Source organism: Luteimonas kalidii (genome assembly GCF_029887935.1).
GTDB classification, from domain to species: domain Bacteria; phylum Pseudomonadota; class Gammaproteobacteria; order Xanthomonadales; family Xanthomonadaceae; genus Luteimonas; species Luteimonas kalidii.
This window is the reverse complement of sequence record NZ_JARXRO010000018.1, coordinates 172,439-195,562: the sequence shown is the minus strand read 5'-3', so window position 1 is coordinate 195,562 and position 23,124 is coordinate 172,439. Positions and strand designations below refer to the sequence as shown.

The window sequence follows — 23,124 nt, the reverse complement described above, 5'->3', positions numbered from 1 at the left end:
CGCCCCGATGTGGGAAAGCCTCCCCCGGCGACGCGGTCCGAGCCGGTTGTGCGTTACACGCAGGCATCTGCGCCTGCCTCACCCCGGGTGCGCTTGCTTACCCGGGCTACGCGGACGCTCAAATTTCCACGCTCCCTCCGCTCGAGTCACGACGTAGCCCGGATAAGGCCGCAGGCCGCATCCGGGGCCAGCGCTGCCAACCGGGCCCGCCTCAACCGGGTGCGCTGCGCTTGCCCGGGCGACACGGTACGCGCGGAGAGACAGTCGCCGCGGCACCCGAGGCCCGCATTCAATCCGGTGCGGGGGCGAAGGTCAGGGTGGCGATCACGCCCTGGGTCTGGCCCGGCACCACCCGCACGCTCCAGCCGTAGAGCGCGCACAGCCGGCGCACGATCGACAGGCCGATGCCGCCGCCCTGCGAATGCTCGGCATGGGTGCCGCGATAGCCACGCTCGAACAGGCGCGCCGCGTCCTCGGCGCTGAGGCCCGGGCCGGAGTCGATCACCTCGACCGCATTGTCCAGCAGGCGCACCACCACTTCGCCCTGGCGGGTGTACTTGACCGCATTGCCGACCAGGTTGCCGAGTGCCACGGTGACGGCCGATTCGGGCGCATCGACCACCACCTGCCCAGGGCTGCCGTCGAGCCGCAGCGCCAGCGGCTTGCTGCCGAGCTGGCCGCGGTGGGCGTCGAACAGCTGCTCCGCCACCCGGGCCACGTCGGTCGCCCCATGCCCGCGTTCGTTGCGCGAGAGCAGCAGCAGGGCGCTGATCAGGTCGGTGCACTGCTGCTCGGCGCGCTGGATGCGCAGCAGGCGCGCGCGCGTCTTCTCGTCGATCTCGGGGCGCGAAAGCAGCAACTCGACCGCACCACGGATCACCGCCAGCGGCGTGCGCAGCTCGTGGCTGACGTCGGCGTTGAACTCGCGGTCGCGCTGGACCACCTCGGTCAGGCGCGCGGCGTAGTCGTCGAGCGCCTTGGCCAGCTCGCCGACCTCGTCGTCGGGAAAGTGCGGGGCCAGCGGATCGGGGGCGGTGCTGCCGCCGGACTGTCCCAGCCGCGCCGCCAGCTCCGATACCGGGCTCATCACCCGCGACGCCGACCACCAGCCCAGCAGCAGCGACAGCAGCGAGAACAGCAGCACCGAGCCCAGGATCGCGCGGCGGAACTTGTCCTCGCCCTGGCGGACCTGGGTCATGTCATAGGCGAGGAAGAACCAGGCCTCGGGCGTCTTGCGCACGGCGAGCAGGTAATTCGTCTCCTGGCCCAACTCGTCGATATCGCTGAAATTGTGGATGCCGTCCTGGAGTCCGGCCCACTCGGGCCGGTTGGCGCGCACCGTGTCGAAGCGGTCGGCGGGAAACACCCAGGCCCGCATCTGCGCCACCGGTGCGACCGGCTGCTCCGGATTGAGCGCGTACTCGTGCGCGGCCGCATCGATGTTGCGGTTGAGCACGTCCTCCACCAGGTCGTTCTCGACCCGGTTGCGGGTCCAGTTGGTGGCGAAGGCGAACAGGACCATCAGGCCCACGCCCAGCAGGAAGAACGTCAGGATGATGCGGCTGCGCAGGCGCCGGCGGTAGCGCCGTGCGGCGCGGGCACGCGCCGGGGTGGGCCGCTCCGCCTCAGCCTGCGCCATCGGGCGCGGCGATCCGGTAGCCGATGCCGTGGCGGGTCTGGATCAGCGGAACCTCGAAGGGCTTGTCGATCACCGCGCGCAGGCCGTGGATGTGCACGCGCAGCGAATCCGAATCGGGCAGTTCCTCGCCCCAGACCCGGGTTTCCAGATCCTGACGGGTCACCACCGCCGGCGAGGCTTCCATCAGCGCCTGCAGGATCTTCAGCGCGGTCGGATTGAGCTGCACCAGCTTGCCCTGGCGGCGGACTTCCAGGGTGTCGAGGTTGTACTCGAGGTCGTGCACGTCCAGCACCCGGGTCTGCACGCCCTTGCCGCGGCGCGAGAGTGCATTGAGCCGCACCTCCACTTCCTGCAGCGCGAAAGGCTTGACCAGGTAGTCGTCGGCACCCGAGTCGAACCCGGCGAGCTTGTTGTCGAGGCTGTCGCGCGCGGTCAGCATCAGCACCGGTGTCTGCTTGCGGGCCTCGTTGCGCAGCTTGCGGCACACCTCGAGCCCGTCGATGCCGGGCAGGTTGAGGTCGAGCACGATCGCGTCGAAGTCGTGGACCACCGCCAGATGCAGGCCGGTCACCCCGTCCGCGGCGAAGTCGACGGTATGCCCGCGGTCCTCGAGGTAGTCGCCGAGATTGGCGGCGATGTCCTGGTTGTCTTCGATGACGAGGATGCGCATGTACGGATTCCGTGGGAGCGGCCTGTTGGACCGCGGGACGAGGTTGCGGTTCCGCCGGCGCGGGAGGCGGATTCTGTCACACGCGCCGGTCGCGGCCGCGTCGACACCCACTCACAAAAGAGCCCAGACGATGCCATCGCCTGGGCCCAAAAGGACTGCCCCGATTACCGTAGATCCGTTGCCGACCCTTGGACAAGGAAACAGGAGAGAGCGCGGAATCCGGTGGCGACACGTTAGTCCCGGATCGATTAAACCTTCGTTAAATCCGGCCGGACCGGGATGTTGATCCGTCCGCCACCCCGGCGCTTCCGGCGCGGCACTGAAGTGGCCACTTGCACGACGGATACCGCATTTTCGACGATCTTACCGGCGATATCGACACCTGTCGCCTCCTCGATCCCTTCCAGTCCGGGGGATGCATTGACCTCCAGCACCAGCGGCCCGCGGCGCGACCGGATCAGGTCCACGCCGGCGATCCCGAGCCCCACCGCCCGGGCGGCCCGGACCGCCACGTCGCGCTCCTCGGGCGTGGTGTCGATGGCGGTCGCGGTGCCGCCACGATGCAGGTTGGAACGGAAGTCGCCCGACGGCGCCTGGCGCTGCATCGCCGCCACCACCTGGTCGCCGACGACGAAGCAGCGCAGGTCCGCGCCTTCGGCCTCGGCGACGAACTCCTGCACCAGGAAGTTCGCGTACAGGCCGCGCAGCGCTTCCACCACCCCGCGCGAGGCCGACAGTTTCTCGGTCAGCATCACGCCCGCGCCCTGAGTGCCCTCGTTGAGCTTGACCACGTGCGGCGGCGGCCCGAGCAGGGCGAGCAGGTCCGCGGTGTCGTCGGGGTTGTCGCCGAACACCGTCGCCGGCAGGCCGATGCCGTGCGCGGCCAGCAGCTGGTGGCAACCGAGCTTGTCGCGCGCGCGCGCGATCGCCGCGGACGGATTGGGCGTGTGGCTGCCCATGAGTTCGAACTGGCGCAGCACCGCGCAGCCGTAGCGCGTGATCGACGCACCGATGCGCGGGATGACCGCACCGTAGCCATCGATCGCGCGGCCCTTGTAGCGCATCGCGAAGCCATGGTCGTCGATGCGCATGTAGCAGCGCAGCGGATCGAGCACGCGCACGCTGTGGCCGGCCGCGCGCGCGGCCTCCACCAGCCGCCGGGTGGAGTAGAGCTTGGCGTTGCGGGAGAGGATCGCGAGCTTCATGCGGGGGCTGCGCCAGCGAAAAACGGCGGCACCACCGTTCGATGATGCCGCCGCTGAAATTGGAGCGGGTGATGGGAATCGAACCCACGCTAGCAGCTTGGGAAGCTGCAGTTCTACCATTGAACTACACCCGCACAGGCGAGCAGTCTATGCCCGCCCCGCGCGACTTTGCAACGCGTATAGCCACCCCGGAGCAGCTGCACGGCAGTCGCTCCGCAGGGATCAGAAGCCGCCGTTCACGGTCGCGAACGCGGTGGTCTGCTTGCCGCCCTTCTCCCCGGCATTGAGGCTGACCCCGAGCTCGGCGTCGAGGCCGAACAACGTCGTGCGCGCACCCACGCTCAGTGCGGCAAAGGTGCCGTCGTAGGCCTGCGTCGGGACGGAATACCCCAACCCGGTGCTCTGCGACTGCGCGAACGCTTCCTCCGGCTCGTCCCCGAATTCGCGCTCCACCACGACGCGTGCGTAGGGCGCGAGATGCGGATTGATCCGGTAACTGACCTGCCAGCCCGCGCTGGCGGCCAGCGAGTCGAGATCCTGGCCGGGAAACGCGAGTGAACTCGAAGAAGCCGGCTCGCTTTCGCCGTAGCCGTCGACCTCGATCCACTGCGCCACGATCCCGAGCACGGGCCCGTGCCGCAGCGCGCCTTCACCGAAGGTCCAGCCACCCTGCAGCCCGGCGGTCAGGTTGCTGCCGTCGGTGGAGCCACGATGCGTGCGCAGCGCCGGACCGATCGGGACCTGGCGGTGGATGTCGAAGTCGAGGCTGGTGTAGCTCAGCTGCCCACCGACCCACGCGCCAGCCTCCGAAGACCAGCCGGCGAAGCCGCCGATCGTCGCCTCGGTCTGGTCCCAGTCGCCACGGCGCTGGCCCCAGTCGTTGGCCATCCGGCCGTAGCCGGCGAAGCCGCCGAACACGAACTCGCCGCGGCCCCAGCCGACGCCCGCGGTCAGCGCCGGTCCGGCGCCATCGTAGTTGTCGCCGTGGCCATAGCGCTGGAAGTCGCCGCGCAGGTCCACCCACCAGCGCCGGCCGTCCTCGATCGGCTCCGAGGCCTGCGCGGAGACGCGCTCGGCCCTCGCCCGCCCGGTCATCGCCGAGGAATGCGGCAGCACCGCGATCTGGCGCGGCCCCTCGATCATGCCCAGCGCCAGGTCTGCGATCGCGCGGTGCGCGGCGGAAGACGGATGCACGCCGTCGGCGAACAGGTAGGTCTGGTCCGCGCCGGGGCTCACGTACGTGCCCGGGTTGCAGGTGATCGACTGCGCCGTGATCTGCGGCTGGCACGCGGTGCCGGTGACGTTGGCGAAACCGTAGGTGGCAGGGTCGTCCACCACTTCGCGCAGGAAGGTAAACGTGTCCAGCGGGATCACGCGCAGGCCGCCGGCCGCGAGTCCGCCGTACAGCGCGTCGTTGTACGCGGCCGAGATCGCGGTGCCCTGCGCCGCGGCGGCGGCGCCCTGGGCGCGGAAGCTCGGGGTGATGCCGAGGTCGGGAATGTTCGGCACCAGCACGTAGCGGGCGCCGGCGCCCTGCAGGCTGCCGACGATGCCGACCTGGGCGGTGACCGCGGCGCCGATGATCTGCTGCGCCTGGGCCGGGTTGGCCGCGATCGAGAACAGGTCGTTGGCGCCACCCCACACGGTGTAGAGCGCGTCGGGATCGGCGCGGCCCCCGTTGGCCGACAGGTAGGCGGAGGCCTGGGTGGCCAAAGATGGCGTGAGGCCGAACGGCGGGCCGAGGCGGTCGGTCGCCACCATCGCACCGCCGGCGGCGTAGTTGTCGCCGGACTGGCCGTTGCCGTTCGGCGTGGCGTCGGTGCCGTAGTAATCGGCCACCCACTCGGCCCAGACCAGGCCCGGATTGGTGGTGAAGCGGCCGAGGATCGCGGCAGCCGGATCCTGCTGCACCAGCAGCGGGCGGAAGTAGCCGGCGTCGGTCAGGCTGTCGCCGAAGAAGACGGTGCGCGAAAAGGTGTCGTCGGCCAGGGCCGGGGCGGACGCGGCCAGGGCGAGCGCGGCGGCGAGCAGGCCGGCAACGGGACGGGAACGGTGGGTGCGAGGGGGCATGGCGCAGCTCCGTGAATGCAGGGGACGGCCGTCCCAATACGGGACCGCACGGTGCGCAAGTCTCCACGAACCCGCCGCCGCGCTCACGCCGCACTGCCGCAAGCACGGGACCACACGGGTGCAGGCGCGCGCGCATCGCGCGACAATCGGCACCATGGAGATCGAACTCAATGGCGACACCTTGGCCATCGCCGATGGCGCCACCGTGCAGGCCCTGCTCGAAACCCAGGGCCTGGGCGCGCGCCGGGTCGCGGTCGAGGTCAATGGCGAGATCGTGCCGCGGGGTCGCCACGCGACGCACGCGCTGCAGTCCGGCGACCGGGTCGAGATCGTGCACGCGCTGGGCGGCGGCTGAGCCGACGCGGCCGCGGCAGCGTTGCCACGGCATCCCGGCAGGAACGCGAGAGCGTCGCCCGGCGCGTCCGGTCGTGCCGATGCCGCGACGACCGCAGCGGCATGCGCCCGACGCGACGTTGACGTGAACCGTCCCGCCCTGGCGATCGGACTTCCCACCGCACGCGAACCGCGCGCCTGCGCCGCGCCTTTGCGATAATCGGGCGATGACCACGCACCCGCATCACGATGACGGCCTCGTCATCGCCGGCAAGTCCTATCGCTCGCGCCTGCTCACCGGCACCGGCAAGTTCCGCGACCTCGACGAAACCCGCCGCGCCACCGAGGCCGCGGGCGCGCAGATCGTCACCGTCGCCATCCGCCGCACCAACATCGGCCAGACACCGGGCGAGCCGAACCTGCTCGACGTGCTGCCGCCCGATCGCTACACCATCCTGCCCAACACCGCCGGCTGCTACAGCGCCGAGGACGCGGTGCGCACCTGCCGGCTCGCGCGCGAGCTGCTCGACGGCCACCCGCTGACCAAGCTCGAAGTGCTGGGCGACGAGCGCACCCTGTTCCCGGACGTGGTGCAGACCCTCAAGGCGGCCGAGCAGCTCGTCGCCGACGGCTTCGAGGTCATGGTCTACACCAGCGACGACCCGATCCTGGCCCGCAGGCTGGAGGAGATCGGCTGCGTGGCGGTGATGCCGCTGGCTGCACCGATCGGTTCGGGCCTGGGCATCCAGAACCGCTACAACCTGATGGAGATCATCGAGAACGCGAAGGTGCCGATCATCGTCGATGCCGGCGTGGGCACCGCGTCCGATGCGGCGATCGCGATGGAACTCGGCTGCGATGGCGTCCTGATGAACACCGCGATCGCCGGCGCGAAGGATCCGGTGCGCATGGCGCGGGCGATGCGGCTCGCGGTCGAGGCCGGGCGCGACGCCTTCCTCGCCGGACGCATCCCCCGCAAGCGCTTCGCCTCGGCCTCTTCGCCGGTCGACGGGCTGATCGGGTGAGCCGGTGCTGCTCGCGCGGCACTGCCGCGCGCACCGGCGAATGCCCGGCCCTGGGTGGCCGGGCCGGGCGGTCCGAAGCCGGGGTCGTGGCGCCATGGACGGCAGCGTGACTGCCCGGGGAACGTATGCCTGATCCCCTGCAGAACAAGCCCTATACCGCCGATCCCGGCCATCGCGCGATCCGCAGTTTCGTGCTGCGCCAGGGCCGCTTCACCGAAGCGCAGCAGCGGGCTTTCGAAGCGCTCTGGCCGCGCTACGGGCTGGACTACGCCGCAGGGCCGCGCGATTTCGACGCGGTGTTCGGGCGGCGCGCGCCGCGCGTGCTCGAGATCGGCTTCGGCAACGGAGAGGCGCTGCGCTTCGCCGCCGCGCACGATCCCGCGCGCGACCTGATCGGCATCGAAGTGCACGCGCCGGGCGTCGGCCGCCTGCTCAACGCACTCGCCAGCGATGGCGCGGACCACGTGCGCGTGTACCACCACGACGCGGTCGAGGTACTGACCCACGAGATCGCCAATGCGAGCCTCGACGAGATCCGCATCTATTTCCCCGACCCGTGGCACAAGAAGCGGCACAAGAAGCGGCGCCTGGTGCAGCCCGCATTCGCGGCGCTGCTGGTGCGCAAGCTCGCGCCGGGCGGGCGCTTGCACCTCGCCACCGATTGGCAGGACTATGCCGAGCAGATGTGGGACGTGCTCGACGCCACCCCGGGACTGCGCAACCGCGCCGGCGCGCGCGGATGCGTGCCGCGCCCCGACTGGCGTCCGCAGACGCACTTCGAGACCCGCGGCCAGCGCCTGGGACACGGCGTGTGGGACCTGCTGTACGACCGCGAAGCCGGTGCGGCGGAGTCGCCACGCGCCGAACCGGGCCCGACGTGATGACCGCTCCCGACCGGCCGCAGGCGATGCCTGAGCCCGCACGGCCCGTCGGCGCGCATCGGCGCGGGGTCGCGGTCGACGCACCATGCGGGGTCGGTCCGGCCTGATGGATACCCAGCTCGCCCTCACCACGGACATGAAGATCGTGCTCGGGCTGGTGGGCCTGACCATGGTGCTGTTCCTGTTCCAGCGCGTGCGCGCCGACCTGGTCGCGCTGGTGGTGCTGGTGATGCTCGGACTGACCGGGCTGGTGCAGCCGGAGGACCTGTTCAACGGCTTTTCCTCGAACGCGGTGATCAGCGTCATCGCGACCATGATCCTGGGCATGGGGCTGGACCGCACCGGCGCGCTCAACCGCCTGGCGGGCTGGCTGCTGCGGCGCGCGCGGGGGGTCGAGCAGCGGCTGCTGCTGCTGGTCTCGAGCATCGCCGGCCTCAACTCCTCGGTGATGCAGAACCCCGCGGTGATGGCGCTGTACCTGCCCGTGATCTCGCGACTATCCTCGCGCACCGGCATCAGCCTCTCGCGCCTGCTGCTGCCGGTGGCGGTGGCGATCGTGATGGGCGGCTCGCTGACCATGGTCGGTACCTCGCCGCTGATCCTGCTCAACGACTTGCTGGTGGCCGCGAACGCGAACCTGCCCTCGGGTGCGGCGACGCTCGAGCCGCTGAACATGTTCGCGCCGATGCCGATCGGCCTGTCGCTGCTGGCCGCGGGCCTGCTGTACTTCCAGTTCGTCGGCGACCGCAAGCTGCGTGGCGAAGGCGACAGCAACGTCACCCCGGCGCGCACCGAGAGCTATTTCTCGCGCACCTACGGGATCGAGGGCGAGGTCCACGAGCTGACGGTCACCGCCGACAGCCCGCTGGTCGGCATGACCTTCGGCGAAGCCGAGGCGCTGCACAACGCGCCGCTGCTGCTCGCGCTGCAGACCGGCAACGAGTCGCGGCTGGCGCCGCCGGGCGATGCCCGCATCTGGGTGGGCAGCGTGCTCGGGGCGATGGGCCAGCGCCAGCAGGTGGCCGACTTCGCGCAGAACCAGTTCCTGCGCATGAACTCGCGCCTGCGCAACTTCGCCGACCTGTTCAACCCGAGCCGCGCGGGTATCTCCGAAGCGGTGATCCCGCCCACGTCCAAGTTCATCGGCAAGACCGCCGCCGACCTGCAGTTGCGCCGCCAGTACGGCATCAGCCTGCTGGCGATCAACCGCGACAAGACCGTGATCCGCGACGACGTGCGCAACACGCCGCTGCGCGCCGGGGACATGCTGGTGCTGCACAGCATCTGGCACGACCTGGGCCAGGCCTCGTCCAAGCGCGACTTCGTGATCGTCACCGACTACCCCAAAGGCGAGCAGCGTCCGCACAAGTTCCGCATCGCGATGACGATCTTCGCCGTCACCATGCTGATCGCGGTGTCCGGGCGGGTACCGACGTCGATCGCGCTGATGACCGGCGTCGCCGGCATGCTGGTGTTCGGCGTGCTGAAGATGGACGAGGCCTACTCGGCGATCAGCTGGAAGACGGTGTTCCTGATGGCCTGCCTGATTCCGCTGGGCTGGGCGATGGACGGCAGCGGCGCCGCGGCCTGGGTGGCCGGGCACACCATCGAGCGGCTGCCGACCGGTCTGCCGATCTGGGTGATCGAATTCGCCGTGGCCCTGCTCACCGCCGCGTTCTCGATGGTGATCAGCCACGTCGGCGCGACGATCGTCGTCGTGCCGCTGGCGATCAACCTGGCGCTGGCCGCCGGCGGCAACCCGACCGCGTTCGCGCTGATCGTGGCGCTGTCGGCCTCGAACAACTTCGTCACCCAGTCCAACCCGGTGATGTCGATGATCACCGGCCCCGGCGGCTACCGCCCGCGCGAACTGTGGAAGATCGGCGTGCCGCTGTCGCTGGTGTACACGCTGATCGTGGTGCTGGTGGTGAACCTGATGTTCTGAGGCGCGCACGCCTGCCGCGGTGCGGTCGGTCCCTACGCGAGCGAAACGGTCCCGTCCGCGACCCGGACCGCGACCGCCCGCAGCGACTCGCCGCGACACGGGCCGGCCACGCATTCGCCGCTGCCGGGTTCGAACGTGGCCCCGTGCGCCGCGCACACCAGCAGCCCGTCCTTCGTCTTCAGGAACTGCCCCGGCGCCCAGTCGAGGCGGCGCCCGGCGTGCGGACAGACGTTCAGCCACGCATGGACGCGGTTGCCCGCGCGGTACAGCACCAGCGACTCCGGCCCGCCGTCGAGCACCGCCTCGACCTCGGCAAAACCGCCGTCGGGGATGCGGTCGAGATCGATCAGGGCGGAGGTCGGGTCGGGGATGTTCATCACAGCGATTTAACGAACTTGTTACACGTGGATGGCAGTCGCACCCGATACTGAGCGCCTCGCAATTGTCTCATCTCCCGCCGATGTCCTCCGTCCTGTTCCGTACCCTGCACGCCCGCTTCGATGCCTCCGCACTTCGCGGCCTGCTGACGCCGCGCAAGCCGCGCAACCCGCTGCTGAAGCTTGCACTCGGGCTGGTGGGCGTTGCGATCCTCGCCGTGCTCCTGGTGGTGGGCCTGTTCGTCGGCGCGGCGATGGTGTCGTTCGGCCTGATGCGTGGGGCGCTGCGTGCACGCAAGGCCGCCTCCGTCCGCAGCGACGTGCTCGACGCCGAGTACCGCATCGTCACCAGGCCCGGCCAGCCCGCGCTGCGCTGACCGCGGATGCATCTGGACGTCGTACCCGCGGCGCCCGTGCCGCGCATTCCCGTGCGTGGCGGCGGCACCTTTCCGGTGCGCCGCATCTACTGCGTGGGGCGCAACTTCGCCGACCATGCGCGCGAAATGGGCGCCACCGCGCCAGCCTCGAAGGCCGAGCGCGGTACGCCGGTGTTCTTCCACAAGCCTGCCGATGCGATCGTGACCGGCGATGTGGTGGACTACCCACCCGCCACGCGTGACCTGCACCACGAGGTTGAACTGGTGGTGGCGCTCGGCGGAGACGCGCCCGCAGGCGAACTGGCCGTGGAGGCCGCGCAGGCGCTGGTGTTCGGCTACGGCATCGGGCTCGACCTCACCCGCCGCGACCTGCAGGCCGCGGCCAAGGCCAAGGGCCTGCCCTGGGACATCGCCAAGGGCTTCGACCAGTCGGCGCCGGTCAGCGAACTGGTGCCAGCCACCGAGCTCGGACCACTGGCCCCGCGCGTCCTGTCGCTCGAGGTCAACGGCGAACGCCGCCAGCAGTCCAGCCTCGACCAGCTGATCTGGGACGTGCCGGAGATCCTGCACGAGCTGTCGAAGCTGTATGCGCTGCGCGCAGGCGACCTGGTGTTCATGGGCACGCCCGCGGGCGTGGCCGCGCTGCAGCCCGGCGACGACTGCGTGGCGCGCCTGGACGAGGTGCTGGAGCTGCGTTGCCACGTCCGCGCCGCGGGGGCATAGTGGCCGCGGCCGGCGACGGCCATCCCGATCCGCACGAAGGAGTCCGCGATGGGCATGCTCACCGAGTTCCGTGAATTCGCGATGCGCGGCAACGTCATCGACCTCGCCGTGGGCGTGGTGATCGGCGCCGCGTTCGGCAAGATCGTCACCTCGCTGGTCGAGAACGTGATCATGCCGCCGATCGGACTGCTGCTGGGCGGCGTCGATTTCGCCGACCTGGGCGTGACCCTGCGCGAGGCGACGGTGAACGCGGCCGGGGAAGAGGTGCCCGCGGTCGTGCTCGGGTACGGCGCGTTCATCAACACGCTCATCCAGTTCGTCATCATCGCCTTCGCGATCTTCCTGCTGGTGCGCACGATCAACCGCTTCCACCGCAAGAAGCCGGCGGAACCGGAGGCCCCGGCCGCACCGCCGGAGGACGTGGTGCTGCTGCGCGAGATCCGCGACCTGCTGCGTCGCTGACACGCGACTTCCCGCACATCCCCGCGACGCCGCCGGCCTGTAGGCTGGCGGCTTCGTCGTGTCCGGAATTCGATCCATGCGCCTTGCGTCCCTCGTCCTCGCCTGCCTGCTGCCCGCCGCCGCGTCCGCTGCCGACACCACGCGCATCCCCTATGCCGCGTTCGAGACGGCGGACACGCTGCGCGAGCGCGCGCTCGCGGACGACACCGCGTGGACCCTGGTCGAGTCGCTCACCACCGAGATCGGCCCGCGCCTGCCGGGCAGCGAAGCCGACGCGCGCGCGGTGGCCTGGGCGCAGGCGAAGCTGCGCGAGCTGGGCTACGACCGGGTGTGGACCGAGCCGGTGCGTTTTCCCACCTGGGAGCGCCGCAGCGAACGCGCCGAAGTCCTGGGCGACCACGCCCAGCCGCTGCTGGTGACCGCACTGGGCGGCAGTCCGGGCGGCACGGTGGACGCGGAGATCGTGCGCTTCGACAGCATCGAGGCGCTGCAGGCCGCGCCCGCCGGTTCGCTCGACGGCAGGATCGCGTTCGTCGACTACGACATGGAGCGCACGCGCGACGGCAGCGGCTACGGCAAGGCCGGCGCGGTCCGCAGCCGGGGCCCGTCCGAAGCGATCCGCAAGGGCGCGATCGGCTACCTGATGCGTTCGATCGGCACCAGCCCGCACCGGGTGGCGAACACCGGCATCACCCGCTTCGACGAAGGGCTCGAACCGATCCCGTCCGCCGCGCTGTCGCTGATGGATGCCGACCAGCTGACACGCCTGCTTCGGCGCGGCCCGGTGCGCGTGCGCCTCGCGCTGGACTGCGGCTGGACCGGCGCCGAATACACCTCGCACAACGTGATCGGCGAGATCACCGGACGCGAGGCACCGGACGAGGTCGTGCTGATCGCCGGCCACCTCGATTCGTGGGACCTGGGCACCGGCGCCATCGACGATGCCTCGGGCGTCGGCATCACCATGGCCGCCGGCCACCTGATCGGCCAGCTGCCGCAGCGGCCGCGGCGCACCATCCGGGTAGTGGCCTTCGCCAACGAGGAACAAGGCCTGATCGGCGCGCGCGAGTATGCGCGCCGGCATGCGGAGGCGGTGTCGGACCACGTGCTCGCCGCGGAGAGCGACTTCGGCGCCGGCCGCATCTACGGCTTCAGCACCGGCGCGCCCGCGCACGCGCAGGCGGCGTCGCAGCGCATCGCCGAAGCGCTCGCGCCGCTGGGGATCGAGCACCTGCCCGGCAAGGGCGGGCCCGGCCCGGACATCTCGCCGCTGGCGGCGATCGGTGGCACCTGGGCCTGGCTGGGCCAGGACGGCAGCGGGTACTTCGACCTGCACCACAACGCCGACGACACCCTCGACAAGATCGATCCCGACGCGCTGGCCCAGAACGTCGCCGCCTACGCGGTGTTCGCGTGGCTGGCGGCCGAAGCCGAGGGTGATTTCGGCAGCGCGCCGAAGCCGGCGGCGGCGCCGTGACGCAACCCGGCATGACAGCGCTGCGGTGAGGTCGTCGCGCCGCTGATGTCAGGGTGAGGTGCTGCTGCGTACGGGCGCGGTGACACGCGTTCGCGCTGCGTCGCGCACATGTCTCCCGCAGGGCCCCACCCGCACGCCGACGTGCCGCACGCCGGCGCGGGCGGACCGCGTCGCTTCGGGCGCACGTGCCCGCCCCCGGGCGATGCGAAATCATGTTCGACCTATTCCAGACACCTCGCGCACGGGCCGGTACGCTCGCCCTGTCCACGGGGAAGAGGATTCGCCATGCGCGGCCATGTCACGTCACTCCTGCTCTCGCTGCTGGCCGTGGCCGGCCTCGCACACGCGGAGGCTGCCGCGCCACTGGAGTTGCATTCGCCTGCCGGCACGGCCTCGGCCTCGCTGACGCTGGACGACGCTGGCCAGCCGCGGCTTTCGGTGTCCTGGCGTGATGAACCGGTGCTGCTGCCCTCGCCGCTCGGCGTGCAGTTCTCCGACGACCGCCTCGAACGCGACCTGCGCATCACCGGCCGCCGGACGCGAGAGCACGACGCGCGCTACGCGTTCGTCGCCGGCAAGGCGAGCGAGGGGCGTGACCACTACCGCGAACTTGAGGTCGACATGGCCGACGCGCAGGGGCGCACGCTCGGCCTGGTGCTGCGCGCCTACGACGACGGCATCGCCTTCCGTTACCGGCTGCCGCTGCCGCCGCGGGGCGACCTGCTGGTCCGGCAGGACCTCACCGGCTACCTGTTCCCGCGCGACTATCGCTGCTGGTCGTTCAACGTCGGTCGTTTCAACACGCCGCACGAGGGCGAGTTCGATCCGATCCAGGCCTCGAAGATCCGGCCGATGCACCTGATCGACCTCCCATTGGTGTGCGGGACCGGACGCGGGCAGGCGACGTTCGCCATCGCCGAGGCCGACCTCGACCGGTACGCGGCGTTCTACCTGTCCGGCCGTGGCGATGGCCGGCTGGGACTCGATACCCGCCTCTCGCCACGACACGACACACCCGAGTTCGCGGTGCGCATCCCGCGCGCCGAGGTCGCCGCAGGCGGCCACCTCACGCCGTGGCGCGTGGTGATGCTCGGCGACTCGCCCGGCGCGCTGGTGGAATCCAACCTGATCGCGCACCTCAATCCGCCGACTCCGATCGAGGACACGTCGTGGATCGTTCCCGGCAAGAGCGCGTGGGACTGGTGGTCAGGCAGCGTGGCGCCGGACGTGCCCGAGCCGGGCATGAACACCGCGACCATGCGCCGCTACATCGACCATGCCGCCGACATGGGGCTGGAGTACATGCTGATCGATGCGGGCTGGTATCCCGGCAGCAGCGGCGGAGACCTGTGGGAACCCTCGGCCGACGCCAGCCGCCCGATTCCCGAGCTCGACCTGCCCGCGCTGCTCGCGCATGCGCGCGAACGCGGCGTGGGCATCTGGCTGTGGGTGCACTTCAAGGCGCTCGACACCCGCATGGACGAGCTGTTCGCGCTGTACCGCGACTGGGGCGTGAAGGGCGTCAAGATCGACTACATGGACCGCAACGACCAGCAGATGGTCGCCTTCTTCCACCGCATGATGCGCAGCGCCGCCGAGCACCGGCTGATGCTCGACCTGCACGGTGCCTATCGCCCGACCGGCCTCAACCGGACGTGGCCGCATTTCCTCACCCAGGAAGGCGTGCTCGGCGCCGAATACAACAAGTGGAGCCGGCGGGTGACGCCGACCCACAACGTGACCATCCCGTTCACGCGCATGCTCGTCGGCCCGATCGACTACACGCCGGGCGGCTTCCGCAACGTGGCGCCCGAAGACTTCGGGATCGCGTTCACCCGGCCGCAGGTGATGGGTACGCGTGCACACCAGCTGGCGATGTTCGTGGTCTACGACAGCCCGCTGCAGATGGTCGCCGACAGCCCGGACGTCTATGTCGACGCGCCCGGCGCGGATTTCCTGGGCCTGGTGCCCACGACCTGGGACGAGACCCGCGTGCTCTCCGGCGCGATCGGCGAGCACGTCGCGATCGCGCGGCGCAGCGGGCACGACTGGTACGTCGGCGCGATGACCAATGAGTCGCCGCGCACGCTCGAGCTCGACCTGGCGTTCCTCGGCGACGGCCGCTTCCGGGCGACCCTGTGGGAGGACGGCGACGTGCCTACGGACGTGCAGCGAAGCGAGCGCGAGGTGCGCGCGGGCCAGGCGCTGGCGCTGCGGCTCGCGGCGGGCGGTGGCGCGGCGCTGAAGCTGTCGCCGGCGGCGTCGCGCGGGGAGTGACGGGATTGTCCGTCGCAGGGGAATGCCAGGCGCGCGGCGCGGCCGCTATCGCGTTCCGGCGTGCCCGTCGCGGTCGCGCGCCCACTCGGCCAGCAGCACCGCGGTCGCCGCGGCGACGTTGAGGCTCTCGACCGCGCCGGTGCCGGGAATCGACAGTCGCAGGTCGCAGGCCCGGGCGAGCGCTGCATCCATGCCATCGGCCTCGGCACCGAGCACATAGACCACTCGCGCCGGCAGCGCGGTGGCGAACACGTCCTCGCCACCATGCACCAGCGTGGCGGCGAGCGTGAACCCGGCGGAGTGCAGCGATGCCAGCGCATCGTGCTGCACCGGCAGGCGCACCAGCGGCACTGCCTCCGCGCCGCCTTCGGCCACGCGCGCAGCCGCGCCCGAGAGCGCCAGCGTCGCGTCGGACGGCAGCAGCAGGCCGGCCACGCCGAAATGCGCGCAGGCGCGCAGGATCGCGCCGAGGTTGTGCGGGTTGCCGACGCCGTCCAGCCACAGCGCGCAGCACGGACCTTGCGGCAGCGCGGCCAGCCAGGCGTCGAGCGCCTGCGGCGTCTCGCGCACCACATCCGCGACCACGCCTTCGTGGTGCGTGCTCGCGGCCAGCCGCCGCAGCTCGTCGAGCTCCTCGACCACGCGATAGCCGATCCGCTGCGTGGCGCACCACTTCAGCAGCGGCTGCAGCCGCGGGATGCGGTCCGCCGCCAGGTACAGCTTGCGGATCGCCTGCGGACGACGTGCGAACACCGCCTCCACCGCGTTCAGCCCGTACAGGCGCAGTTCCGCGGTGCGATCGGCCGGCGCCTCCTCGCGCGCGGGCGCGGGCATGCCGCGCGCGCGCGCGCCCCAGGGCGCATCGCGCCCCGGGCCGGGTGGCGTACGCCTGGCGGCCATGTCAGTCGCGCTTGCGCCAGAAGGCGGCGTTTCGGATCCCCAGCGCCTCCGGGTCGAAGGTCGGATCCAGGCCCGCCTTCTTCTGCGCCTCGTAGTCGCGCAGGGCCACCAGTGCAGGCCTCTGCAGGATCAGGATCGCGATGATGTTGAGCCAGGCCATCAGCCCCACGCCGATGTCGCCCAGCGACCAGGCCATCTCCGCGCTGCGCAGCGTTCCGAACGTGACCGCGGCGAGCAGCGCCAGGCGCAGCAAGAAGATCGTCCACGGCCGGTGGATCCTGCGGTTGATGTAGGCGATGTTGGTCTCGGCCATGTAGTAGTAGGCCAGGATGGTGGTGAAGGCGAAGAACAGCAGCGCCAGCGCCACGAACGGCGCACCGTAGCCGGGCAGGATGCTCTCCACCGCGTTCTGCGCGAAGCCCGGGCCGACTTCCACGCCCGGCAGCGCCTGATACAGCATCGCGCCGTCCGGCCCGGTGACGTTGTACATGCCGGTCGACAGGATCATGAAGGCGGTCGCGCTGCACACCAGCAGCGTGTCCACGTACACCGAGAACGCCTGCACGTAGCCCTGCTTGGCCGGATGCGAGACCTCCGCCGCGGCCGCCGCATGCGGGCCGGTGCCCTGCCCGGCCTCGTTGGAGTAGATGCCGCGCTTGACGCCCCATTCGATCGCAAGTCCCAGCACCGCGCCGAACGCCGCCTCCATGCCGAACGCACTGCGGAACACCAGCAGGAACATCTCCGGGATCTGCGCGTAGTTGATGAACATGATCACCAGCGCGACCAGGATATAGGCCAGTGCCATGAACGGCACCACCACCTGCGCGAACGCGGCGATCCGCTTCACGCCACCGAAGATGATGAAGCCCAGCGCCACCACCAGCAGGGTCGCGGTCGCGGTCGGCGGGATGTCCCAGGCGTTGGTCATGCTGGCCGCGATGCCGTTGGCCTGCACGCCGGGCAACAGGACGCCCGTCGCCACGACCGTCACCAGCGCGAACAGCCACGCGTACCAGCGCTGGCCCATCGCCTTCTCGATGTAGTACGCCGGGCCACCGCGGTACTGGCCCTTGTCGTCGGTTTCCTTGTAGATCTGGCCCAGCGTGGATTCGACGTACGCGGTCGAAGCCCCGAGGAATGCCACCACCCACATCCAGAACACCGCGCCCGGCCCGCCGAAATAGATCGCGGTCGCGACGCCGGCGATGTTGCCGATGCCCACCCGGCCCGACAGCGACAGCGCCAGCGCCTGGAACGGCGACACACCGGCCGGCGATTTCTCGCCCGACAGCATCAGCCGGATCATCTCGGGCACGCCGCGCACCTGCAGGAATCGCGTACGGATGGTGAAGTACAGGCCGGCGCCGAGGCACAGCCAGATCAGCGGCGGGCTCCAGATCCAGCTGTTGAGGGTGTTGACGATCTGCTCCACGGACGCTCCCCAGGGTTCGGACGGGATGCCGCGCGGCCGGCGCGCGGCGGCGGACCGGTCGATTCTGACCGATCGGGGATGCAAACGCGAAGCCGCCACGTCAGTCGGTATCGAACGGCCTGGCCATGGAGCGCGAAGCCTCGCATGCGCGCGGGGACGGGGTCGGGACGTCAACGCCCCGGCGCGCGATCCTCTGCGATCCGCGCGAACAGGCGCAGGTCGTGGATCTCCCCACGCTTGAGGACCGCACTGCGCAGCACGCCTTCCTGCGTGAATCCGTTGCGCAGCAATACCCGTGCAGAGGCGTGATTGAACTCCAGCACGGTCGCCTGCAGGCGGCGCAGGCCCAGTGCGGCCATCGCCCACGGCACGTAGGTGGCCACGATGCGGCTCATGTGGCCCTTGCCCCAGCGGGCGCGCCCCAGCCAGTAGCCCAGTTCCGCGCCGATCGCGCGCTCGCCCTGCAACCGCCGGATACCGATCCCGCCGCAGGCCTCGCCGTCGATCTCGATCGCGAACACGGGCCCGGACAGATCGATGACCCGGCCGGCCAGGAACGCCTCGCCGTCGGCCCGGGTGTACGGGAACGGGAAGCGATCGCTGGTCCCGCGCGACACCTGCGGATCGTCGGCGTGGCGGACGAGCGCGTCGAGATCGTCCGCGCGCCAGCGGCGCAGGCGCACACGACCGACCGGGTCCGGGACCGGGATCGACTCAGGCCACTGCATCGACAGCGCTCGTGACACGGGTGTCCAGCCTACCGTCGCATCGGCGGCATGCGAACCCCGCAGGCACGGATCAGGCGTGCCCGCTCACCGGCGCGACCTCGGACTCCAGCTGTTCGAGCTTCTTCGCCAGCGCATCGGGCGAGCGGGTGAACGGCGCCAGCAGTGCGTAGAACGCCGGCACCACGAACAGCGACAGCAGGGTGGCGAACGCGACGCCGAAGATGATCACCACGCCGATGGTGGCGCGGCTGGCCGAACCGGGGCCGCCGGCCACCACCAGCGGCACCGCGCCCATGATGGTCGCCGCCGAGGTCATCAGGATCGGACGCAGGCGCACGGCGGACGATTCGGCGATCGCCTCGCGCACGCCCTGCCCTTCGTCGCGCAGCTGGTTGGCGAACTCGACGATCAGGATGCCGTTCTTGGCCGCCAGCCCCACCAGCATCACGATGCCGATCTGGCTGAACAGGTTGAGCGTGCCGCCGGTGACCCACAGGCCGATCAGCGCCCCGAGCACCGCCAGCGGCACGGTGAGCATGATCACCAGCGGATGGATGAAACTCTCGAACTGCGCTGCCAGCACCAGGTAGACGATGAGCAGCGCCATGGTGAAGGTCAGCAGCACCGCACCACCGGCGCGCTGGTACTCGCGGGTTTCGCCCTTCCAGTCGATCTGCGCGTAGTCCGGCAGTTCCTCCTCGATGACCTGCCGGGTCCACTCGAGCGCCTCGCCCATGCTGTAGTCCGGGGCCAGGCCGGCACTGATGGTGATCGCGCGCAGCCGGTTGAAGCGGTTGAAGCTGCCGGGCTCGGCGATCTCGCCCAGCGTCACCAGGTTCGACATCGGGATCATGGTCCCGTCGCGGCCGCGCACGTAGGTGTTGGCCAGGTCGGACGGCGTCATCCTAGTTTCGCGGCCGGCCTGCAGCATCACCTCGTACTCCTCGCCGTCGTCGACGAAGGTGGTCACGCGTCGCGATCCCATCATCGTCTCCAGCGTGCGTCCGATCTCGGTGACCGACACACCCAGGTCGGCGGCGCGGGCACGGTCGATCTCCACCCGCATCTGCGGCCGGGTCTCCTTGTAATCCGAGTCGGGATCCATGATCCCCTGGTTGTCGGCCATGCGCGCCAGCACGCGGTCGCGCCATTCGGCCAGCTCGGCGTAGTCCGGCCCGCCGAGCACCAGCTGGTAGCGTTGGCCGCGGCTGCCGACCAGGCCGCCGGGCACGTTGGCGCGCACCTGCACGCCGGGCAGCGCGGCGAACTTGCCGCGCAGGTCGGCCACCACCGCGTCGGTGGTCTCCTCGCGCGTGCCCCAGTCCTCCAGGAACACGATCAACTGCCCGGTGTGCATCTCCTCGCTGCCGCCCCAGCCGCGCGGCACGCGCGAATTGGCGCGCTGGATCGGCTTGCCCTCGCCGACCTGGCCGAGCACGATGCGCTCGACCTGCTGCATCTGCGCCACGGTGTAGTCGAAGCCCGCGCCTTCCGGGCCGTCCATCATCACGAAGAAGCGGCCGCGATCCTCGGCCGGTGCGAGCTCGCTGGGGACGCGCAGGAACAGCAGCACGGCCACGGCGGCGCAGGCCGCCATCACCGCCAGTACCACCAGCAACAGGCGCGTGTTGGACAGGGCCACCAGGCGCGTCACCCGGCGCCCGTAGCCCGCGCTCAGGCGCTCGAGCTGGCGGTTGCGCCAGGCGTTGAAGCCGCGCTCGCGCCCGTGCGGACGCAGCAGCTTCGAACACATCATCGGCGTGAGCGACAGCGCGATGAACGCCGACAGCGCGACCGCGCCCGCCAGCGCCACCGACAGCTCGCGGAACAGGCGCCCGGTGTTGCCCTCCATGAAGCCGACCGGCAGGAACACCGACACCAGCACCGCGGTGGTGGCGATCACCGCGAAGGCGACCTGCGCGGTGCCGCGCCGGGCCGCGACCAGTGGCGGTTCACCGAGGTCGACACGGCGCTGCGCGTTCTCCAGCACGATGATCGCGTCGTCCACCACCAGGCCGATGCACAGCACCAGCGCCAGCAGCGTCAGCAGGTTGATCGAGAAACCGAAGGCGTACAGTGCGATGAACGCCGCGACCAGGCACACGGGCACCGTCACCGCCGGGATCAGCGCCGCGCGCAGGCTGCCCAGGAACAGCCAGATCACCAGGAACACCAGCACCATCGCCTCGAACAGCGTCCAGTACACGCGCTTGATCGAGGCGTCGATGAAGGTGGTGCCGTCGTAGGCGATGAAGATGTCGGTGCCTTCGGGCAGCGTCTTCTGGATCACCTCGGCTTCCGCGCGCGCGGCGCGGGCCACGTCCAGCGCGTTGGCGGTCGAGGTGCGCACGATGCCCAGGCCCACGTTCGGCACGCCGTTGCTGCGCAGGTAGGCGCGACGTTCCTCCGGCCCGAGTTCGACTTCCGCCACGTCGCCCAGCCGGACCACGTAGCCGTCGTCGCCCTTGCGCAGGGGGATCTGCGCGAACTGCGCCGGTTCGCGGTAGCCGCGCTCCACGCGCAGGGTGAAGTCGCGGTCCTGCGATTCGATCCGGCCGGCAGGCAGTTCGACGTTCTCGCTGAGCAGCGCGCCCTCGATGTCCGACGCGGTGATGCCGCGCGCGGCCATGGCGTCGCGGTCGAGCCAGATGCGCATCGCGTAGCGCTGGCCGCCGCCCAGCTGCACCCGCGCCACGCCGTCGAGCGCGGACAGGCGGTCGACGATGTAGCGGTCGGCGTAATCGGTCAGCTCCATCGTGTCCATCGCGGTGGAGCGCATGTTCAGCCACACGATCACATCCGCGTCGGCTTCGACCTTGGAGATCTCCGGGGGGTCGGCCTCGTCGGGCATGCGGTCCATCACCCGGCTGATGCGGTCGCGCACGTCGTTGGCGGCGGCCTCGATGTCGCGGGTGAGGTTGAATTCGATGGTGACGTCGGCGCGGCCATTGCGGCTCTGCGACTCGATCGTGTTGATGCCCTCGATGCCCGAGAGCGCGTCTTCCAGGATCTGCGTGACCCGGGTCTCGACCACCGCCGCCGACGCACCCGGATAGGTCACCTCGACCGACACGATCGGCGGATCGATGTTTGGCAGCTCGCGCAGCGTCAGGCGCGTGAACGACATCAGCCCCAGCACCACCAGCAGCAGGCTGATGACGATGGCGAAGACGGGCCGCTTGATCGAGACGTCGGAGAGCTTCATCGCAGATCAGCCCCCGCTGGCGTCACGGGCGGGCGGCGCGTCGCTCGCGGCGGGCGCGCCTGCGCCTGATTCCCGATCCGTCTCCGCGGCGGGCACGGGCGCGGCCTCTTCCACCGCCATGCCCGGGCGCAGCTTGCCGGTGCCCTCGACCACGATGCGGTCGCCTGCGGCCAGCCCCTTGACCACCTCGACGCTGCCGGCGCGGCGTTCGCCGACGACGATGTTGGCGGTCTCGACCGTGCCGTCGCCGCGCATCCGCCACACGAACGTGTCGCGGCCCACCTGCACCACGGCGATCTCCGGCACCACCAGCGCCTCGCGCGAGGCCTGGCCGAGCTGCACCTGCATCAGCATGCCCGGGCGCAGCCGCCGGTCGGGATTGGGAAAATCTCCGCGGACCGTCACCGCGCGTGTGGCCGGGTCCACGCGCGTGTCGATGCTCGACACCTCGCCGTCGAATCCGGCACCCGGCCACGCCACGCTGGTACCCGTCAGGGACTGGCCCTGCTGCAGCTGCGCGAGGTGCACTTCCGGGACCGGGAAATCGACGTGGACGCGCGCAAGATCGTCGAGCGTGGCGACCACCGTGCCCGGCGTGACCAGCGCGCCGGGACTGACCTGGCGGATGCCGAGCATGCCCGCGAATGGCGCGCGGATGCGGCGGTCGCCGATGTCGGCCCGCATCTGGGTGACCCGCGCGCGCGCAGCATCGAGCGTCGCGCGCTGGGTATCGACCTGCGATCGTGCGATCAGCTGTTGTCCGACCAGCTCGCTGCCGCGCCGGAACTGCTGCTCGGCCTCCTTCGCCGCGGCCTCCGCCGCCTGCAGTGCGGCCTGCTGCTGGTTGCCCGAGAGCGTGATCAGCGTGGCGCCGGCCTCGACTTCGTCGCCGCTGTCGAAGTGCACCCGGTCGACCGTCTCGCTGACCTTGGCGGTGATGGTGACCGACTCGCGCGCCTTCACCGTGCCCAGTGCCGAGATCGTGTCGCGCCACGGCGCCATCGTCACTTCGGCCGTGGTCACCACCGCGGCCGACGCGCCCTCGCCGGGTCCGGGCGACGCGGCTTCGCCGCCGCAGGCGGACAACAGGAGACAGGCGGCAGCGGCGGCAGTCAGGAGGCGGGCTGCCGGGGCGCGGGATTCGGAAGGCATCAGCGATGTGGGTGGGGGAAACCGCCCGATTCTAGCGATGCGGGGTGAAGGCCGGCGCATGCCATCAGGTGGGTCGGATCGGGGGCGATCCGTGTCAACCGCGTCGACGTTCGAGCGTTACGTGCGCGCAGGAGACCTGCGCCGGGGCGGCTGGCTCGAACGAGCGGATCGGCCAGGCGATCAACCGCGGCCTGGCATCAGGGGTCGACGCGGTGACGCGGCGAGGTTCCGGTTCCATCCATC

General features: G+C 70.6%; 19 protein-coding genes and 1 tRNA gene. 9 read left to right on the top strand and 11 right to left on the bottom strand.

The genetic code is table 11. The annotated features are described in order from the left end of the window. Positions 1-289: 289 nt before the first annotated feature. The 5 genes from QFW81_RS11820 to QFW81_RS11800 form a co-directional block, all read right to left on the bottom strand. Positions 290-1,639 carry a sensor histidine kinase gene (locus QFW81_RS11820; RefSeq protein WP_280578974.1) on the bottom strand — a complete coding sequence of 450 codons (1,350 nt, stop codon included), beginning with the start codon at positions 1,637-1,639 and terminating at the stop codon, positions 290-292. After that, the gene (locus QFW81_RS11815) at positions 1,626-2,309 is read right to left on the bottom strand and encodes a response regulator transcription factor (RefSeq protein ID WP_280578973.1); all 684 of its coding nucleotides are present in this window, start codon (positions 2,307-2,309) and stop codon (positions 1,626-1,628) included. The genes QFW81_RS11820 and QFW81_RS11815 overlap by 14 nt, the downstream gene beginning before the upstream one ends. A gap of 248 nt (positions 2,310-2,557) precedes the next feature. After that, complete coding sequence (gene rimK, locus QFW81_RS11810) at positions 2,558-3,514, bottom strand: 30S ribosomal protein S6--L-glutamate ligase (RefSeq protein ID WP_280578972.1); 957 nt, start codon at positions 3,512-3,514, stop codon at positions 2,558-2,560. Between the two features lie 60 nt (positions 3,515-3,574). Beyond that, positions 3,575-3,648: transfer RNA gene (locus QFW81_RS11805), tRNA-Gly, on the bottom strand. A gap of 88 nt (positions 3,649-3,736) precedes the next feature. Next, positions 3,737-5,584, bottom strand: coding sequence for an autotransporter domain-containing protein (locus QFW81_RS11800; RefSeq protein WP_280578971.1), 1,848 nt, complete (start codon positions 5,582-5,584; stop codon positions 3,737-3,739). Positions 5,585-5,738: 154 nt separating this feature from the next. Between QFW81_RS11800 and thiS the strand changes: the two genes are divergently transcribed. The 4 genes from thiS to QFW81_RS11780 all read left to right on the top strand — a co-directional run bounded on the left by thiS (position 5,739) and on the right by QFW81_RS11780 (position 9,768). Next, positions 5,739-5,939 (top strand): sulfur carrier protein ThiS, encoded by a 201-nt coding sequence (gene thiS / locus QFW81_RS11795; RefSeq protein WP_280578970.1) that lies wholly within the window; start codon positions 5,739-5,741, stop codon positions 5,937-5,939. Between the two features lie 205 nt (positions 5,940-6,144). Beyond that, positions 6,145-6,942: a thiazole synthase gene (locus QFW81_RS11790; RefSeq protein WP_280578969.1), complete on the top strand. Its 798-nt coding sequence runs from the start codon at positions 6,145-6,147 to the stop codon at positions 6,940-6,942. A gap of 125 nt (positions 6,943-7,067) precedes the next feature. Beyond that, positions 7,068-7,823, top strand: a complete 756-nt coding sequence (gene trmB, locus QFW81_RS11785) for a tRNA (guanosine(46)-N7)-methyltransferase TrmB (RefSeq protein WP_280578968.1) — start codon at positions 7,068-7,070, stop codon at positions 7,821-7,823. Positions 7,824-7,929: 106 nt separating this feature from the next. Beyond that, positions 7,930-9,768 carry an SLC13 family permease gene (locus QFW81_RS11780; protein ID WP_280578967.1) on the top strand — a complete coding sequence of 613 codons (1,839 nt, stop codon included), beginning with the start codon at positions 7,930-7,932 and terminating at the stop codon, positions 9,766-9,768. Between the two features lie 32 nt (positions 9,769-9,800). On the opposite strand, the gene QFW81_RS11775 is transcribed toward QFW81_RS11780, so the two are convergent. Beyond that, a complete protein-coding gene (locus QFW81_RS11775; RefSeq protein WP_280578966.1) occupies positions 9,801-10,145 on the bottom strand; it encodes a Rieske (2Fe-2S) protein in 345 nt (114 codons plus the stop codon). An 83-nt stretch (positions 10,146-10,228) separates the two neighbouring features. On the opposite strand from QFW81_RS11775, the gene QFW81_RS11770 reads away from it, so the two are divergent. From QFW81_RS11770 to QFW81_RS11750, 5 genes are all read left to right on the top strand, one after another. Beyond that, positions 10,229-10,522: a hypothetical protein gene (locus QFW81_RS11770; RefSeq protein ID WP_280578965.1), complete on the top strand. Its 294-nt coding sequence runs from the start codon at positions 10,229-10,231 to the stop codon at positions 10,520-10,522. A gap of 6 nt (positions 10,523-10,528) precedes the next feature. Continuing rightward, positions 10,529-11,245 carry a fumarylacetoacetate hydrolase family protein gene (locus QFW81_RS11765; RefSeq protein WP_280578964.1) on the top strand — a complete coding sequence of 239 codons (717 nt, stop codon included), beginning with the start codon at positions 10,529-10,531 and terminating at the stop codon, positions 11,243-11,245. Between the two features lie 48 nt (positions 11,246-11,293). Beyond that, positions 11,294-11,707, top strand: a complete 414-nt coding sequence (gene mscL / locus QFW81_RS11760; protein WP_280578963.1) for a large-conductance mechanosensitive channel protein MscL — start codon at positions 11,294-11,296, stop codon at positions 11,705-11,707. Positions 11,708-11,783: 76 nt separating this feature from the next. Further along, a complete protein-coding gene (locus tag QFW81_RS11755; protein WP_280578962.1) occupies positions 11,784-13,184 on the top strand; it encodes a M28 family peptidase in 1,401 nt (466 codons plus the stop codon). 285 nt (positions 13,185-13,469) lie between these two features. Further along, positions 13,470-15,461 carry a glycoside hydrolase family 97 protein gene (locus tag QFW81_RS11750; protein ID WP_280578961.1) on the top strand — a complete coding sequence of 664 codons (1,992 nt, stop codon included), beginning with the start codon at positions 13,470-13,472 and terminating at the stop codon, positions 15,459-15,461. A gap of 45 nt (positions 15,462-15,506) precedes the next feature. Here QFW81_RS11750 and QFW81_RS11745 read toward each other — a convergent pair whose 3' ends face one another. The 5 genes from QFW81_RS11745 to QFW81_RS11725 form a co-directional block, all read right to left on the bottom strand. Further along, positions 15,507-16,361, bottom strand: coding sequence for a TrmH family RNA methyltransferase (locus QFW81_RS11745; RefSeq protein ID WP_331488081.1), 855 nt, complete (start codon positions 16,359-16,361; stop codon positions 15,507-15,509). Between the two features lies 1 nt (position 16,362). Continuing rightward, the gene (locus QFW81_RS11740) at positions 16,363-17,796 is read right to left on the bottom strand and encodes an alanine/glycine:cation symporter family protein (RefSeq protein ID WP_280578960.1); all 1,434 of its coding nucleotides are present in this window, start codon (positions 17,794-17,796) and stop codon (positions 16,363-16,365) included. Between the two features lie 170 nt (positions 17,797-17,966). Further along, on the bottom strand, positions 17,967-18,524 hold the full coding sequence (locus tag QFW81_RS11735) for a GNAT family N-acetyltransferase (protein ID WP_280578959.1): 558 nt from the start codon (positions 18,522-18,524) through the stop codon (positions 17,967-17,969). Positions 18,525-18,594: 70 nt separating this feature from the next. Continuing rightward, complete coding sequence (locus QFW81_RS11730; RefSeq protein WP_280578958.1) at positions 18,595-21,729, bottom strand: efflux RND transporter permease subunit; 3,135 nt, start codon at positions 21,727-21,729, stop codon at positions 18,595-18,597. A gap of 6 nt (positions 21,730-21,735) precedes the next feature. Next, complete coding sequence (locus QFW81_RS11725) at positions 21,736-22,881, bottom strand: efflux RND transporter periplasmic adaptor subunit (RefSeq protein WP_280578957.1); 1,146 nt, start codon at positions 22,879-22,881, stop codon at positions 21,736-21,738. Between the last annotated feature and the right edge of the window lie 243 nt (positions 22,882-23,124).